A 17090-nucleotide genomic window follows, 5' to 3' on the forward strand; every position below is an offset into this window, starting at 1 on the left:
GGCTGTGACGACGTTACGACGAAACAAAGCGGCGCGGATAGCGACCGCCTCCCTGTTAGCGAGCGCGCTCTTTATGCCGGGCATGGCTACGGCCAAGGATCCGTATCCGGGATACACTTATTCTTCGCTCGACCGTCCGCTTGCGGCGCCGAATGCTTATACGCCGGAGAGGATGCTCGACGGCGCGGCGCTCGGTACGGGTTCGTTGCGCAATCCGAACGATCTATTCGTTAGGGATAATCGGATTTACCTTCTGGATTCCGGCAACAACCGGATTCTGATGCTCAGCGAGCAGTATCGATTGCTTACGGAAATCAAGACGTTTCGCAACGGGGACAAGGACGACGGGTTCAACAATCCGCAAGGGCTGTTCGTTACGGAGGACAATCATATTTACGTCGCGGATACGGACAACAAGCGGGTCGTGCATTTGGACGGCGCGGGTCGGTTCCTGCAGGAGATTCACTCGCCGAAGTCGGAAATCTTGCCGGCCAACTTCCAGTTCGCTCCGGCCAAAGTCGGCGTCGATCGCGCGCAGCGCGTGTACACGGTCGGCCGCGGCGTTGTCGAGGGGCTGATCGAATTCGATTCCGACGGGCAATTTTCCACGTTCATGGGTGCACCCAAGGTGAGGTTCGATCCGATCGACCTCGTCTGGAAACGGCTGTCGACAAAGGCGCAGCGGGATAAAATGGTGCAATTCGTGCCTACGGAATTCAATAACGTCGACATGGACGACAGCGGTTTCCTATTCGTGACGACGCAGACGAAGTCGTCCGCTCCGATCCAAAGATTGAACCCGACCGGATTAAACGTACTGAGAGCGGTGGATTCAGCGCCGATCGGCGACCTTAACCATCTCTTCGGGGACGAGTCGATGTTCGCCGATATCGCTTCCGGATTGAACGGCTCGTATAGCGCGCTCGATATGACGAAGGGGCGGATCTTCACTTACGACGAGGACGGACGTCTGCTATATATTTTCGGGATGAGCGGTCAGCAGGTCGGCAACTTTGGCACCCCGGTCGCGATCGATTACATGGGAGACAAGGTACTGGTGCTTGATCGGGAGCGGGCCAATATTACCGTGTTTAAGCCGACGCTATTCGGCGCAGCCGTTAACCGGGCCGTAGATTATCAGTACAAAGGCAGAATGGACGAGGCGAAGGCCGAATGGGAGAAAACGCTCAAGCTGAACGCCAACTATGAGCTTGCTTACGTTGGCATCGGCAAATCGCAGCTTCGCAACGGAGATTACTCGGCGGCGATGCGTAACTTTAAGCTCGGAAGCGACAGGGATTATTACTCCAAGGCTTTCCAGATGGAACGCAAACGGCTGGCAAGGCTCTATTTCGCCCCAGTCATGTCCGTTGCCGTTCCGCTGCTCCTGCTGTTGTGGCTAGGGCCGAAAGCGTGGAGAAGATGGCTGAAGCCGCGTCTTCGGAAGGAGGCATTCCATGTCGACCGTTCGTAAGCAATTCAAATTCACGATGTTCCTCGTCTTTCGTCCGTTCAAAGGGTTCTGGGACATGAAATACGAAAGTTACGGCAGTCTGAGGACGGCGCTGTCCATAATGCTCTTACTAGCGCTAGTTACGGTGTGCAAACAGCAATTCAGCGGTTACATCGTGAATTTCAACGTCGTGGACGAACTCAATACGATCAATCAGTTGATCTACGTGATCGTCCCCTTTTTCCTATGGTGCATTGCCAATTGGTCGACGACGACGCTGATGGACGGCGAAGGGAAGTTCGGAGAAATCGTGATGGCGACCGGTTACGCGATGTTCCCGGTAGCCGTGCTGTATTTGGCGCAGACGCTGCTGAGCAATATCATTACGCAACAGGAAGCAGCGTTCTATTACTTTCTGGATACGCTCGCCATCCTATGGCTCGTCTGGCTCATGTATGTCGGAATGATGACCGTGCATCAATACAGTCCGGGCAAAACGGCCGTCACGATGGCGTTGACGCTCGTCGTTTGCGGAATCATTTTGTTCATCGGCCTGTTATTCTTCAGCCTGATCCAGCAGATCGTCGGGTTCGCGCAAACGATATACAAGGAACTCGTGTTCCGCACGTAGGGGGGAGGGCGCGCATGAGAAAAGGGATATGGATTGCGCTTGCGGCCGCGCTGGCGCTTGCGATCGCCGCCGTGCCCGTCGCCTTGCAAGCGAACGGCTCAAAGACGGAGCTGCGGGCAGACGCGGCGGTTGCCACGGGCGCATCGGATGGCAGCACGGCTAAGCCGAAAGCTGGAACAGGCGAGGAAGCTAGGGCGGAAGCGGGCGAAGTCCGCGCGCTGGCTAAGCCGACGCCGATCAAAGGGATGGAGCTCGTAGCGCAAACCGAACGGTTGGCGTTGTATTTCAACAAGGCGACGACGGAAATCGCCGTTCAGGATTTGGCGGCAGACGAGACGTGGTACTCCAATCCGTCCGATCGCGCCGAAGATCCGTTGGCCGAAGCGCTTAATAAGGCGCGACTCGGAGCTCAACTGCTGTTCTCGTATTACTCGCGGACGGGCAGCGACGGTACGATGGACAACTTCACCGACAGCATCGCCAAGAGCCAGTTCGAGTACGAAGTCGCGGACGGCGCCGTAACGGTCCGCTACAAGGTCGGGGATTTGTCCGCGGCGTTCGCCGCGCCGAAGCGATTCGGCAAGCAACGGTTCGAGGAAGAGATATTGCAGGCCATCGCGGACGAGAAGCAACGCGCTACGGTGAAGCAAAGCTATCGGTTCGTGAAAGACGCGGGGTATTACGAGATGTGGGGCAACTTGACGCGGGATTTGCGGAACGACATGTTCGATTGGCTGACCGCATCGGGTTACACCGAGGACGATTACAATCGCGACAACGCGGACAACGGCATTCTCATTGCTCCGAAAGCGAGCTTCGAGGCTTCGATTCGTTATTCGCTCGACGGCGATGCTCTGGTCGCGACCGTGCCTCTCCAATCCGTGAAATACTCCGATGATTTTCCGCTTAACAAGTTGGCCGTATTGCCTTACTTCGGGGCAGCCGGGACGAAGGCGGAAGGGTACATGTTCGTACCGGACGGTTCCGGCGCTCTGATCAGGCTAAATAACGGGAAAACGACGACGCAAGCGCTTGAATTGCCGCTCTACGGTCTGGACGAGGCGCTCGACGAGAAAAATCGCGGGGTCATCGGAGAGAACGCTCAACTGCCGGTGTTCGGCTTGGCGCAAGGCCATGCGGCGATGCTTGGCATTATCTCGAAGGGCGATGCGATAGCAAGCGTCGTCGCCGACATCAGCGGCAAGACGCACTCCTACAATCATATCGGCGCCAGCTTTACGACGCTGTCGAGGGATATCGTCCGCCTCGAAGGCAACGGCATCGAAAGCCTAATGTCCGTCTTCCCGAAGCGGATGCACGAAGGGGACGTCGAAATCCGCTACCTGTTTCTTAGCGGCGAAGCGGCGAATTATTCGGGCATGGCGGAAGCTTATCGTCGGTACCTGAACGGATCGCGCGAACCGTTGTCGTCCGATCCTTCGCGAGAGGCTCCAATGTTCGTGGAACTGATCGGCGCGGTGAAGAAACGAACGTCGTTTCTCGGCATTCCGTATCGCAAGACGATCGCGATGACTTCGTTCGGCGAAGCGGAGACGATCGTCAGGGAGCTTAAGGAGGCCGGTGTAGAATCGATTAAACTTCGTTACGTCGGATGGATGAACGGGGGCGTGCACCAGAAGTTGCCATCGTCGGTCGAGCCGGTCAAGGCGCTAGGCGGGAAACGCGGACTGAATAAGTTGATCGCTTTCCTGAAGGAAGAGAACGTGGATTTCTATCCGGACGTCTCGTTTCTGAGCTTCTACGACGGCGGCATCCGGTTAGGGAAAATGCCGAACGCGTCTCAATTCATTACGCAGCAGACGGCCGAGAAATATCCGTTCAACTTGCCGATAGGGTGGCGAAGCAGCGCTAATCAGACGGCTTATTACATCACGACGCCGACCCGCTTGGCAAGCATCGTAACGAATTTCGCCGACGATTACGGCGAATACGGATTAAAAGGATTGTCGGTGGCCGACCTGGGTAATCAAGTGCACGCCGATTACAACAAAAGGAACATGGTCGATCGGCAGGAGGCGGGCGATATGATAGCGGGCGAAGTCGAGAAGTTAGCCGGCCGATTCCCGGATTTGCTCGCGTCGGGCGGCAACGCCAATGCGCTGCCGTATATTCGCAACGCCGTGAATGTGCCGCTGACGAGCAGCCGTTTCCAATTGACGGACGAAAGCGTGCCTTTCTATTCCATGATCGCGCACGGGTACGCCGATTATGCCGGTACTCCCGGCAACGTATCGATGGAGGGCGACTGGTCCGATTACAAGCTGAAGCTGCTGGAGACGGGGGCAAATCCAAGCTTCCAATGGTCGTACGAATCGCCGTCCGGGTTGAAGAATACGGAATACAACGGGTACTATGCAAGCCTGTACTCCGATTGGCTGCAAGAAGCGGCCGGTTTGTACAAGGAAGTGTCCGGGTTCCTCGGAGAAGTGAGGAGCTTGCCGATGACGCGTCACGAGAAACTTGCGGACGGGGTATATCGCACGACGTACGGCGACAGCCGATCGGTGACCGTCAATTATAACGACGCAACCTTTACGGCCGACGGAGCGGCGATCGAACCCAAAGGTTACCGGATAGGGGGGATAGCGCGATGAAATGGAAGCCCCTTTCGTTCGAGCGGCGCAAGCAATGGTCCGGAGTGCTGTTTCTCATCCCTTGGTTGTTCGGCTTTACGTTACTGTTCCTTGTGCCGCTGTTCCGTTCGCTGCAGTTCAGTCTCGGCAAGCTGGTCATGCTGCCGGAAGGCGGCTACGTGATCGATTTCACCGGTTTCCGCAATTTCGCGTACGCGTTAACGGAACATGCCGAGTACAACCGGGTGTTGACCGAATCGGTCGTCGACATGGCCGTCAACGTCCCCCTCATTCTGTTTTTCAGTTTGTTCGCAGCCAGCTTGCTCAACCAGAAGTTTTTCGGGCGTTCGCTGGCCCGGGCGATTTTTTTCCTGCCGGTTATACTCGCTTCGGGCATCATCGACGCGATATCGAACGAGAGTATCATCGCCTCGGTTATGCAAGGGATGACTTACAGCTCGGATCTGAGTTCGGACATTACCGGGCTTAGCACCAGCGGGCTGCAAAGCTTCGAGCTTGTCTTTCTCCTGCACGATGCCGGGTTAAACGAGACGATGATCAATTACTTGTCCGGCGCGGTCGATCGGATTTACGACATCATCAGCTCGTCCGGCGTACAAATCCTGATTTTCCTGGCAGGGCTTCAATCGATCTCGCCGTCCTTGTACGAAGCATCGAAAATCGAAGGCGCGACCGGTTACGAAATATTTTGGAAGATTACGTTCCCGATGGTCAGTCCGCTTATCCTAACGAATGTCATCTATACGATAATAGATAGCTTCGCGGATAACGAACTGACGCAGCTCGCGTATACGACCGCTTTCTCGACGCTTGACTTCGGTCTTAGCGCGGCGATGTCGTGGATGTACTTCATCATCGTCGCCTTGCTGCTGGCGATCGTCGCGTACATCGTATCCAAGCGCGTCTATTATTCCGATTAGGAAGGGGCGAGAAACGGCATGAATGCACTCAGGCTGAATGCGATAACGGAAAAGGTCAAGCGCTGGGGGTGGGCCGTCGTCCGCATCGTGCTGATATTCGGGTTGTCGTTCGTTATTTTGTACCCGATCCTGCAGAAGCTCGCCGTGGCGTTCAAGGACCCCGTCGACCTGTACAACCGCAACGTCGTATGGATTCCCGAGCATTTTACGCTGCGTAACGTGACGAGCATGATCAAGCTGCTCGATTACGAATGGGCGGTCGTCAATACGTTCTCGATCTCGGCGGGCGTCATGATCGTGCAGACGATGATATGCGCTTTGGCCGGATACGCGTTCGCGAAGCTGCGTTTCCGGGGAAGTTCGATCTTGTTCGGTTGCGCGATATTTACGATTCTCGTTCCGCCGCAAACGATCATGGTGCCGCTGTATATGCAATTCAAGAGCTTCGACGTATTCGGCATCGTGCATCTGCTGACCGGAAAAGACGGCTTTTACTTGCTAGATTCGTTCTGGCCGCTGCTCGTTACTTCGTTAACCGGCATGGGAATCAAATCCGGATTGTTCATCTATATTTTCCGGCAAGTGTTCCGCGGTTTGCCGAAGGAATTGGAGGAAGCCGGCTTCGTGGACGGAGCGGGCATCGGCCGGACGTTCGTGCAACTGGCGTTGCCTAATGCCGTGCCCGCGATCGTCACGGTCATGCTGTTCACGTTCGTATGGCAATGGAACGATACGTTCTTCACGAACATGTATATGGGCAACACCGGAATGTTACTGGCGAACAAGCTAAGCGTCATGGGTCCTTGGATCAATCATATGTTGACCGGCTCGACGAACGTTATATTGGCGGATCCCTTTCAGGTTTCCTTGCTTAAAGACGTAGCCGTGCTGCTCATGATGTCGCCGCTGATCATCATGTATTTATTCGTGCAAAAATATTTCGTAGAAAGCGTAGAACGAACCGGGCTAACCGGCTGATGCCCACCGGTCGTCTCGCGCGCACAATGAATCGGAGGTTTGACAAATGACGGGTTTTTATACGACGGAGCGGCAAGGCGAACGTTGGACGCTGCTGGACGATAAAGGCAGCAAGTTCTACTCCTTGGGCGTCAATTGCTTTAATTACGGGCTCGGGGAACCGATGGAAGAGAAGCTGATCGCCAAATACGGGGGAGCGGGGTGGTACGGCCGCTGGGCCGACGCGAAGCTGGACGGAGCGTGGTCGCTCGGCTTTAACACGCTTGCGGCATGGCATGCCGGCTATTTCATGAACAAGCGAATTCCGCGCACGCACGAGATTCGTTGCTCCCGCCGGGCAAGAACGGCGAATAACGGTTGGGGCGGCTACGGCTTTCCCGACGTGTTCGATCCTAGCTTCGCCGCATCGACGCACGACGCGATGGTAGAGACGTATTGCAATCGGGCGGAGGGCGTCGCCGACGAATCGAACCTGATCGGCGTCTATACCGATAACGAATTGCATTGGTGGGGCTCCGGCGGTCAATGGGGGATGGATAATCCGGGCGAAGGAACGAACGGAACGAATCTCGTCGAGGACTATATCAAGCTGCCTCCCGACGCTTACGGTAAAAAGGCATGGGTCGATCATTTGCGCGGCCGATACGGGACGATAGAGAGACTGAACGCAAGTTGGGCGTCCGAGTACGAGTCGTTCGACGATCTGCTGTGGCTGAAGGAATATCGGAAGGTCGAATCCGTATATGTCGAGGATAAGCTGGAGTTTTTGAAGCTCATCGCCGAAACGTACTTCCGGACGACGTCGGAAATCTTGCGCACATACGACGCTAACCATTTGAATCTAGGTTGTCGCGTCGTCGGCACGAGTACGCCGGACGTCGTGCTGGAGGCAATGGCCAAGTACGTGGACGTCATCTCTATCAATTTTTACTGCTTTGACCTGCCCGTCGAATATTTGGATCGCGTCCATCGGTTGACGGGCAAACCGATGATGATCACCGAATTCAGCTTCGGAGCGAGCCGGAGCGCGGGTTTCGATCTCGTCACCAACGGCTTGCAGCTCGCGCACGTGCGCGATCAACGGCGCCGGGGCGAATGTTATCGGGCGTTCGTGGAGCAGGCCGCCTCGCTTCCCTATATGGTGGGAACGCACTGGTTTTCCTTGTACGATTTCTGGGATCGCAAAGGGCTGATCGGAAATTACGGTCTTTACGATAAAAACGACGACTTGTGGACGGAGTTCGCTAGCGCGATTCGTTCGACGCATATCGATTTGTTGCCCCCTTTGACGGGGGAAAAGGAATTTCGCTCCTGGCGTTAAGTTGCCAGGGGGCGAATGGAGACGGCGTTAGAGAGGTTGGATCGATCGTTCCTTACATCAATCTCGCAAAGGAGAATGGACATGGGTCGCTTCTATACGGTGCGTAAACAAGACGGACATTGGAATTTTTCGGACGATACGGGCAAGCCTTTTTATTCTCTCGGAGTGAATTGTTTTTCGTACGGTCCCGACGTTCCGTTGCAAGCGAATCCCGAACGCCAATACGGAGGCGACGGAAATTGGTACGGGAATTGGGCCGAACGGAAACTGGACGAAGTGTGGTCGATCGGGTTCAATACGCTGGGAGCGTGGCATAGTCCCTATTTCATGAACAAATCGATTCCGAAGACGATCGAAATTCGCTGCTCGAGGCAGGCGAAGAAGGTAAACAAAGGATGGGGCGGCTTCCCGGACGTATTCGATCCGAGCTTCGCCGCTTCGATCCACGCCGAAATGGTCGACGTCTACTACCAGAAAGGGATGAACGTGGCGGAAGACCGGTCGCTCGTCGGCGTGTTCCTAGACAACGAGCTTCGTTGGTTCGGAACGGGAGGACAATGGGGGTTTACCGATCCGGGACCGGGGAAGAACGATACGAACTTGGCGGAGGATTATATTCTTCTGCCCGGGGACGCCGCGGGCAAGCGGGCATGGGTCGATTATTTAAGAGAACGTTACTCGACGATAGAGAAGCTGAACGAAACATGGCAAGCGGAATACGGCGGCTTCGACGAGTTGGCGTATCGCACCGAATATCGGACGGCGGAGGATGTCTACGAGCAGGATAAGCTGGGGTTCGTTCGGCTCATCGCCGAAACTTATTTCCGCACGACAACCTCGATCTTACGAATGTACGACCGCAATCATCTCATTCTCGGCTGCCGCGAGCTCGGCTCCAGCGTGCCGGATTTCGTCCTCGAAGCGATGAAGGACTACGTCGACGTCATTTCCGTCAACTTTTACAGCATGACTCTCCCTTACTCATGGTTGGAGAGGGTGCACGAAACGACCGGTAAGCCGATCATGGTTACGGAGTTCTGCTTCGGCGTCGCGGGGGAAGCGGGTTTCCGCACGGTAACGAACGGCGCGCAGCGAGCGGAGGTTCCGAATCAACGCCGACGCGGCGAATGTTATCGGGATTTCGTAACCGAAGCGACCGCCAAGCCGTATATCGTCGGCATGCATTGGTTCGCCATGTACGATTTCTATGATTCTAACGGGTTGACGGGGAACTATGGCTTATACGACGGACAGGATCGGTTGTGGGAGGAGTTTGCCGAAGCGGTGCGCATAACCCATCGCGGCGCATTGCTCGGCAAAACGGGGGAAACGGCATTCCGGACATGGCGAACCGGCGCGGCGACCGGAACGGAAGGAGGCGGCCGTCATGAGTGATCAAGATTTGGCTGCGCTCAGTCCCGACGAGTCGATGGGCAAATTGAATGATTACTATTACCCTCCATATATTACGCAAGCCCATATCTTCAACGCTCCGCGCGGCTGGGGGTTCGCCAATCGCGTTCTCAAGCAATACGCGTTGCAGTACGTAATCGACGGCAGCGCCGAATTCCGGGTCGAAAGCCGTAAGTTCGCTACGCATAAGGGCGATCTTATCCTATATCGGCCGTACGAGATGCATTCCGTGCGGATGTATCCGGACCAGGACTATATCTCGATTACAATCGTGTTCCACTATGGCAACTCTACCTTTCCGAACGAGGAAATGTTCGCGTGGGAAAATTACTTGGGGAATTACGCTAACCATGAAGTCAACCATTACATTGCCGAGTTGGTAGCCAAGTATCATCAGCCCGGCGTTCATAACCAGATGCAATGCCAAGGCTTGCTGCATCTTATTCTGTCCGCGTGCTCCAAATCTCGCAGGGAACGCCAACTGCCCGGCGCCTCGAAACGGAACAACTTGGCCCGACTCGTGCACGTCAAAAATCATATTCTGAAAAATCTAGACAAAAACATCGTCCCGGAAGAGCTGGAGCGGCTGTCCGGTCTCAGTTGGAATTATTTGACGAGCCAGTTCACGAAAACGTTCGGCTACACCGTCGTGCAATTCCTCATCTACTCGCGCATCGAAGCCGCGAAAAAAATGGCGCTCGAAAGCTCTTTGTCCTACGGGGAGATCGCCAGCCGCGTCGGCTACAATAGCGTGCATTCGTTCGGCAAAATCTTTCGCAAAAAAACGAGCATGAGCTTGTCGGAATATTGCGCTTCCGTCTACGACTTCGATCATTGGAAACAGATGAACCGCGCGTCGGGCGACGGAGGCGAAGGTTGAGCAAACCTATAGAAGATCACGATGTCATAGTCCGCGGATGGATCGAGGGGGAGTCGTATGACGTGGCTTAACCGCAAGCGATCGAAGATCTTCGGAAGCGCGTTTGCGCTTGCGGTTGTCAGCGCGGCGGGAATTTATTATGCAGTCTCTGCGGGAGGTCAAATGAACAATATCGCGAAAATCGAACTAACTCCGGATATGGTAACCGCCGTATGGACCGGCGGGGACGCTCGGGCGATCGCCGACGAGCAGGAGCTGGCGGGCGATCCGCAATCCGGGACGGGAGGCATACCGGAGACGGCTTGGCAAACCGACTATGGCACCTACTACCGTCATGAGAACGAAGCGATCGTGGATTTGCGGGCGGAGCATCTGCTTACCGAGTTGTATTTATACGGCGAGGGCGGCAACGGCAAAGTGCGGTTTGAATACGGCAAACCGTTCGACTGGCAACCGCTTCTTTCGTACGACGATCCCGACGCAAGCCCGCACTGGTCCCGTTATACGCTTGGTGAAGGAGACGAAGGCGTAAGGACGCGTTACCTGCGCATTACGATCCATAACGGAGCGGACGGCGCGGAACCGGACGACGGTGAACCTCCCGCGAAGACGTTTAACGAAATGGCGCTTTACGGCCGTGCCCTCGAGAAGCCGGAGGCGATACCTGAACCGAAGCCGCCGGCTCGAACGAAAATGGCGAAGTTCATCGGGATGAACGGATTCATCGACGATTCGGCGCACGTTCTGATGGCGGGCGGCACGGTGCGCGAATACCATAACTGGTTGTGGGGCGAAGGGGATACGAACCCGGACTATCCGTTTCCTTACCCGAACAACAAGAACGCTTGGAATCCGAGTTATCCTGGCTGGGATTTCGATGCCTACTACCGTAAGCTGAAGGAATTGGACATAACGGTATTCCCGGCGATTCAAGGCAAGGTCGTCTGGAATACGAACACGAAAAACATGACGACGGCGGACTCCGATCCGCTTGAACCGGGTTCGTACGCACCGATCTCCGATCATTTGTTCCAATATGCGGCCAGGTACGGCAAGACGAAGGTCGATCCGTCGTTGCTGAAGGTAGCGGACAACAATGAACCGCTAAGCGGGCTCGATCTGATCGAATATTACGAGGGCGGCAATGAAATCGACGCCACATGGGTGGAGCGCGACGAGCTGTATACGCCGTTCGAATACGCGGCCAGAATGAGCGCTTCGTACGACGGGGATCAAGGCCGGATGAAGAACGCCGAAGGCGCGGCAACGTTTGGCGTAAAGTCGGCTGATCCGAGGGCGAAGTTCGTATTGCCCGGTCTGGCGGACGACAAGTTCCGCTATACGCTGGATTACATCAAGAGCGTTAAGCTATGGGCGGACGCGCATCGCGCCGCGGACGGTCCGAACGGCAGTTTTCCCGGAGACGTGATCAACTTGCACTTCTACGCGTTCGGACGTACGGTGGGACCCGAATTCAAGCAGGGAGTCAGCCCGGAGCGATTCGGCTTGAAGGAGCGTATCGCTCCGGTCGTCGATTTCCGCGACCGCTACTTGCCGGACAAGGAACTGTGGGTGAGCGAATTCGGCTACGACGTGAACCAATTGTCGCCGATTAGCGCGCCACGTATCGTGAACGAAGCGAACGGTATCGATTATTCGCCCGAGGAAGTGCAGGCGCAGTGGCTCGTACGCACGTTCCTGGAGTTGGCCGCCGCCGGTATCGATCGGGCGCAAATGTTCATGAGCCGGGACGTCAACGAAGAAGACGCCATGCAGTTCTCGAGCTCGGGGCTGGTCAGGAAGGGCGAAGACAAGCGGCCTGCGTGGTTTTATTTGATCACGATCAAACGGCTGCTCGGCGAGCTTGCATTCGGAAGGTCGCTCGAAGCCGACGAAGCGCCCGTCCGCGCCGTCAGCTTCGTAGATGCCGCCGGCGAGACGAGAGCTTACGCCGTATGGTCGCCGACGGACAACGGCACGATCGTAAAGGATTATTCGCTGCGATTACCCGAATCGGCAAGCCATGCGACACTCGTGCGGCTGAAGCACGAACGCATGGACGGAGAGAGCGAGCCGCTGGCGATGGGAGCGGACGGACGCGTATCGCTGGATGTCGGCGAAAATCCGGTGCTGGTCATGCTGAGGGATTAATCGTCAGGAAACGACGAAGTCTACGAATTCGGGAGACCGCAGCGTTCCCTCTCTCGTCCAATGGCGGAAACGCACGCGAGCCTGTATGGACGGCTCGACGTATACGAAATCCCGATCCTCGTCCTTTTTCAAGCTTTTCGATACGCCGTAGAAAGCGTTCTTATGGGCGGAAGGTACGCCTTGCTCCAATATTCCGACGTTTCTATCTTGATACCGAAGCAGCCAGCCGAACTGATTTTTACGATATCCGGCAATCTGAAATACCGCTCGTTCGTAGTTCATGATCTTCATCCAACTAACGTCTTCGCCGTCGACGTAAGATCTGCTTTTCGCTTTGGCTACGATGCCTTCAAGCCTGCTGCGCCTAATGGTTTCGAATAAGTCGATTCCCGTTCCTTCTACATAAAGCAGCGGACTCATATACCGATTAGACGATAGCGCGCGCTCGAGAATTTTTTTGCGCTCAACGAGCGGGGTAGACCGTAAATCTTGACCTTCATATCGCAGAATATCGAATACGAAGTAATGAACCGGCTGCCGGATAGCGGCTTCCCTAATGCTCATCGGTTTCCTAAGCTTGTATCGTTCGATCATCGATTCGTAGTCGATCGTTCCGGTAGCCGGGTTCAAACAAGCCACCTCGCCGTCAAGGACGACGTCGGTGTTGTCTAGGATCGGTACGCGAAGCAATTCGGGATACCGGGATGTCACTTCGTGGTTATGGCGAGTGTACAGACGGGCGATTCCGTTCTCCATCGAGAGAATGAGCCGGTGACCGTCGATTTTAGGTTCGAATATGTACCTTTCGTCATCAAAAGGCGTATCCCGTTCGACCAACGGCATTGGAGACACAAACAAGACGCAGCCCCCTTATAAAAAGTCTATAACCAATGATATATGAATCGTGTAGATTTTCATTAGGGGATTAATGGTTAATTAAATTTTCGATGGCATGCATAGAAGAAAAACCCAAGAAGCATAATACGTGGTAAATCGTGGAGGTGATACATATGGCAAACAATCGCAGCAGCAATCAGCTTGCAACTCCGCAGGCGCGCAACGCTCTGGATCAACTGAAATACGAAGTCGCTCAGGAACTCGGAATTCAATTTTCCAAAGACGGCTACCATGGAGATATGCTTACGAAAGATACCGGGCGCATTGGGGGCAACATTACCCGTCGATTGGTACAAATCGCCGAGCAACAGTTGGCAGGCCAGTCCGCTCGTTTCTAAACCGTTCTCCGCATAAACCCGCCGGCTTCAGCCGGCGGGTTTTTCATGGCCAGAATGCCGAGCGAGCATAAACGGGGAATGATAGCGCCATCCTAGGGAAGAATGACTATCTTCTCGGAAGGCGGCTTGTTCCCATGAAGCTTATCAGATTGTTCGCTGGCGCGATCGCTTTAAGCGTGCTGTCCGGTTGCGTCCGCAATCCGGGAGACACGATGAACCTTAAGCAGCACTCCGGACCGGTTAAAGTTCGATCCTACGGGGAATCGGCTGCCGATTTAACGGAAGGAAGACATATCGTTACGATCCGGCAACTCCAGAATACGGGGTACGTCAGCTTGCAAGACGTGACGCAAGCGACGGGATATCATGGAGCTTGGTTAAAGGACGGTACTTACGGCGTAGGCGATTACGATGCCGTGTGGATCTTCGGCACGGGCGAAAGCAAGGTATCCTTCGCGGGTAAACTGTTGAAAATGCCCGGCGCGGCGATTAAAGAAAACAATCAAATGTATATTCCCGTAACGGGTCTGCAGAAATTATTCGGGGACGTTACCGTATTCGCCGTAGAAGCGGACGATGTCGCGTTCTTTCCTAAACCGACCCCGAACGAGACGGGAGCCTCGGGCAAAAATTTAGATTTCTCCGATGCGGGATCCGTCAAACCTGCCGCGAATACGACCGCCGACGAGAATGCGGGAAACGAATCGCCGGTTATCGCGTTAGCCAAGAAGTTTATGGGCATTAAATACGAGTTCGGCACGGGGCCGTACAAAGAAACGGGAACTTTCGACTGCTCATCGTTTACGAGTTACGTATTTAATCAATTTCATGTCGACTTGCCTCGGGTAGCGAGATCGCAAGCGGAGATGGGCTCCTACGTAGCCAGGGACAATCTGAAAATCGGCGATTTATTGTTCTTCTACGTACCGGGCCGCTTCAAGAGCAACGAAACCGTCGGCCACGTGGGCATATATATGGGGGACGGCAACATGATTCATGCCAGTCCTAAGCCTAAGGATGGCGTCCAGATTACTCCGATCAACAAACCGTATTGGAAGGAAACGTTCCTGTACGCCAAAAGATTCAAGTTATGAATAAAAACAAGGGCAGTCCCGCTTGAACGGGCTGCCCTTGTTTTACATAAATACTTGCTTGATTTCTTGGTTGCGTTGGACGGAGAGATCGATAAATTGTTCTCCGACTTGAACGAGCGGGCGGAAATAGTCCGTCGGATGAGTCATCACGATCGTGCCCGATTCGCCGGTCGACAGCTCGACCCTTTTGCCGATGAAATTCGGAATCATATGCCGAATGAACGTGTGGGTTACCTCCGGATCCAATTCCTCGAAGCTTAATTGAAACATTTCCCTTAGGACTTGAAGTAAATCCCTTTTCTCGCGGTAGACCCTGGACGATATCATTGCGCTATAAACGTCGGCCACGGCAACGATTCGTGCCATCGGATGAATTTCATCGCGCGTTAATCCGTTCGGATAACCTTTGCCGTCCATCCTTTCGTGATGCTGCAGGGCAGCCAGAGCGATGACCGAATCATTGAAGGATTTTTTCAAGATTTCAAATCCGTAAGCTGGGTGATTTTTGATCTCTTCGTATTCTTCGTCGGATAACTTGGACGGCTTGTTCAGAATGGCTTCGGCGATTTTGCATTTGCCGATGTCATGCAAGAAACCCGCCTTGCCTGCCCGAACCGTCTCTTCCTCGTTCCAACCGAGCCACCGCGCGATGTAATAGCTGAGCATCCCGACTTGAACGGAGTGCTGGTAGGTATAGTCGTCTTGACTGTTAAGCAGAAGCAGCAGGGAAACGACGTCCCGTTCGGCGCGGAAATTCTCGACGAGAGGTTGGAAGCTTTCCTTGACGTCTTCTTCGTAAATACGGCCTTCGACCAAAGCTCGTTCAAACAGCTGCTCCGCTCCGGCTACCGCGTCGTGGTACAGCGGACGAAGCAATGGATTATAGGTCGAACTCGGTTGCTCTTCCTCGACTTGAACCGGGGAATTGCCGGCTCGCCTTTCGATTTCCAGAAAGTCGATCTGATGCTGGTACATCCTAGAGAGTTCTTTTTCGTTCAGAGTAGTCCCTTTGGATAAAACGTGCAATCCGAAGGAGTTGTATAGATCCTCCGCCAAACGGTCTCCTGCTCGCACATCCGTAATATGTACTCTCATTAGGCACCTCGACAGGATATTCGATTTAACGACTAATTTCGATTAAATCTCTCATTTAGTTCTATGCTACCAAGTTAAGCGTTTACTTGCAAGACGATAGTTAATATTTTACATCCATATATTGGATTATAAAACTGAATGATGACTGCTTTTGAAAATTACAATCATTTAATGATTGTAATTTTCATTTAAAATGAAGTATAATTTCATTATTCATCAATACATCCGATAGGAGTGGATTATTTTGACAAGAGGAATTTTGACGCTTCCGGAAATCGGAGATCAAGCTGAAGCTCTGGCAGGAGCATGGGAACAATTGAAGCAACAGTCAAGCTGGGTGCAGGATTATTTGGCGAATAACGAATACGATGAGGTTGTGTTTATCGGATCTGGCTCGTCCTATTACCAATCGCAAGTGATGGCTACGACTTTCCGGTTATGGCTTGGACGTAGCGCGAGCGCACTGCCGTCGTCGGATATTTTCCTGTTCCGCGATCAATCGGTCGCTCGAGACCGTAAAATACTGCTCGTCGGCGTGTCCCGTTCGGGAGAATCTTCCGAAGTCATTCTTGCGCTCGACTCGGTGAAGGATTTGGCGAATTGGACGACTTGCGGAATTACTTGCTACGAGTCGAGCCGATTAGGCGTCATGACCCCTTGCTTGGTTTCGCCACTCGGCAAAGAGCAAAGCACGGTAATGACGAAATCGTTCAGCAGCATGACCTTCATGATGCAAGCGGCGATCGCGCAGGCAGCCGGAGGATCTATTTTGGAAGAAATGGAACAGGTTCTCGACCTTCACGGCGACGTCGTGAAGCGCGCGAATAGCTTTGCCGAAAGCTTAGCCGAAGCGAATGATTTCAATAAGTATATTTATTTAGGCATGGGAGCCTATTACGGCTTGTCGCAAGAAGTTTGTCTGAAGCTGAAGGAAATGTCGTACGTATGGACGGAAAGCTACGGCACGCTCGAGTTCAGGCACGGGCCGAAATCGGTCGTTGAACCGGGCACGCTCGTCTGTCTGCTAGTTTCCGAAAATGCTCGTTCTTACGAATTGAAGGTCGCGGAAGAAATGAAAGCCTACGGCGCTTTCGTGTTGCTCGTAACGACCGCGGGAGGAGCGGATACGGAATTCGCCGACGCGGTATTCGAGCTTGGAGGAGGTTTCTTGTCCGATGAAGCGCGCGCGGTGCTTTACCTTCCGTTGCTTCAGTATTTGGGGTTCTACACCGCGATGAAACGGGGAGTGGATCCCGACCATCCAAGAAATTTGACTCAAGTCGTTACAATCTGACCGAGGGAGT

The 17090-nt window shown here is 54.1% G+C and carries 14 protein-coding genes; 12 read left to right on the forward strand and 2 right to left on the reverse strand.

Annotated elements, in window-relative coordinates; translation table 11 throughout:
- Window positions 1-4: 4 nt before the first annotated feature.
- The 9 genes from HH215_RS34705 (at window position 5) to HH215_RS34745 (ending at window position 12362) form a co-directional block, all read left to right on the forward strand.
- A complete protein-coding gene (locus tag HH215_RS34705) occupies window positions 5-1474 on the forward strand; it encodes an SMP-30/gluconolactonase/LRE family protein (RefSeq protein ID WP_169284083.1) in 1470 nt (489 codons plus the stop codon).
- On the forward strand, window positions 1458-2084 hold the full coding sequence (locus tag HH215_RS34710; RefSeq protein WP_169284084.1) for a Yip1 family protein: 627 nt from the start codon (window positions 1458-1460) through the stop codon (window positions 2082-2084). The genes HH215_RS34705 and HH215_RS34710 overlap by 17 nt, the downstream gene beginning before the upstream one ends.
- A 14-nt stretch (window positions 2085-2098) precedes the next feature.
- Entirely contained in the window at window positions 2099-4699 is a 2601-nt protein-coding gene (locus HH215_RS34715) for a DUF5696 domain-containing protein (protein WP_169284085.1), read from the forward strand.
- Window positions 4696-5619, forward strand: a complete 924-nt coding sequence (locus HH215_RS34720) for a carbohydrate ABC transporter permease (RefSeq protein WP_169284086.1) — start codon at window positions 4696-4698, stop codon at window positions 5617-5619. Before HH215_RS34715 ends, HH215_RS34720 begins: the two co-directional genes overlap by 4 nt.
- Before the next feature lie 18 nt (window positions 5620-5637).
- Window positions 5638-6597, forward strand: a complete 960-nt coding sequence (locus HH215_RS34725) for a carbohydrate ABC transporter permease (protein WP_169284087.1) — start codon at window positions 5638-5640, stop codon at window positions 6595-6597.
- A gap of 46 nt (window positions 6598-6643) precedes the next feature.
- Complete coding sequence (locus HH215_RS34730; protein ID WP_169284088.1) at window positions 6644-7918, forward strand: hypothetical protein; 1275 nt, start codon at window positions 6644-6646, stop codon at window positions 7916-7918.
- An 81-nt stretch (window positions 7919-7999) separates the two neighbouring features.
- Window positions 8000-9313, forward strand: a complete 1314-nt coding sequence (locus tag HH215_RS34735; RefSeq protein WP_169284089.1) for a hypothetical protein — start codon at window positions 8000-8002, stop codon at window positions 9311-9313.
- Entirely contained in the window at window positions 9306-10211 is a 906-nt protein-coding gene (locus HH215_RS34740; RefSeq protein WP_169284090.1) for an AraC family transcriptional regulator, read from the forward strand. The genes HH215_RS34735 and HH215_RS34740 overlap by 8 nt, the downstream gene beginning before the upstream one ends.
- Before the next feature lie 57 nt (window positions 10212-10268).
- A complete protein-coding gene (locus HH215_RS34745; RefSeq protein ID WP_169284091.1) occupies window positions 10269-12362 on the forward strand; it encodes a hypothetical protein in 2094 nt (697 codons plus the stop codon).
- Between the two features lie 3 nt (window positions 12363-12365).
- On the opposite strand, the gene HH215_RS34750 is transcribed toward HH215_RS34745, so the two are convergent.
- Window positions 12366-13214 (reverse strand): ATP-dependent DNA ligase, encoded by an 849-nt coding sequence (locus tag HH215_RS34750; RefSeq protein WP_254450642.1) that lies wholly within the window; start codon window positions 13212-13214, stop codon window positions 12366-12368.
- Window positions 13215-13372: 158 nt separating this feature from the next.
- Here HH215_RS34750 and HH215_RS34755 point away from each other — a divergent pair, with 158 nt between their 5' ends.
- Both HH215_RS34755 and HH215_RS34760 read left to right on the forward strand, forming a co-directional pair.
- Window positions 13373-13597 (forward strand): alpha/beta-type small acid-soluble spore protein, encoded by a 225-nt coding sequence (locus HH215_RS34755; protein WP_169284093.1) that lies wholly within the window; start codon window positions 13373-13375, stop codon window positions 13595-13597.
- 134 nt (window positions 13598-13731) lie between these two features.
- Window positions 13732-14691: a C40 family peptidase gene (locus HH215_RS34760; RefSeq protein WP_169284094.1), complete on the forward strand. Its 960-nt coding sequence runs from the start codon at window positions 13732-13734 to the stop codon at window positions 14689-14691.
- A 42-nt stretch (window positions 14692-14733) separates the two neighbouring features.
- On the opposite strand, the gene HH215_RS34765 is transcribed toward HH215_RS34760, so the two are convergent.
- The gene (locus HH215_RS34765; RefSeq protein WP_169284095.1) at window positions 14734-15786 is read right to left on the reverse strand and encodes an HD-GYP domain-containing protein; all 1053 of its coding nucleotides are present in this window, start codon (window positions 15784-15786) and stop codon (window positions 14734-14736) included.
- A gap of 241 nt (window positions 15787-16027) precedes the next feature.
- On the opposite strand from HH215_RS34765, the gene HH215_RS34770 reads away from it, so the two are divergent.
- Window positions 16028-17080 (forward strand): SIS domain-containing protein, encoded by a 1053-nt coding sequence (locus tag HH215_RS34770; RefSeq protein ID WP_375140539.1) that lies wholly within the window; start codon window positions 16028-16030, stop codon window positions 17078-17080.
- Window positions 17081-17090 lie beyond the last annotated feature (10 nt).

It is taken from the genome of Cohnella herbarum (assembly GCF_012849095.1).
Classification (GTDB): Bacteria; Bacillota; Bacilli; order Paenibacillales; family Paenibacillaceae; genus Cohnella; species Cohnella herbarum.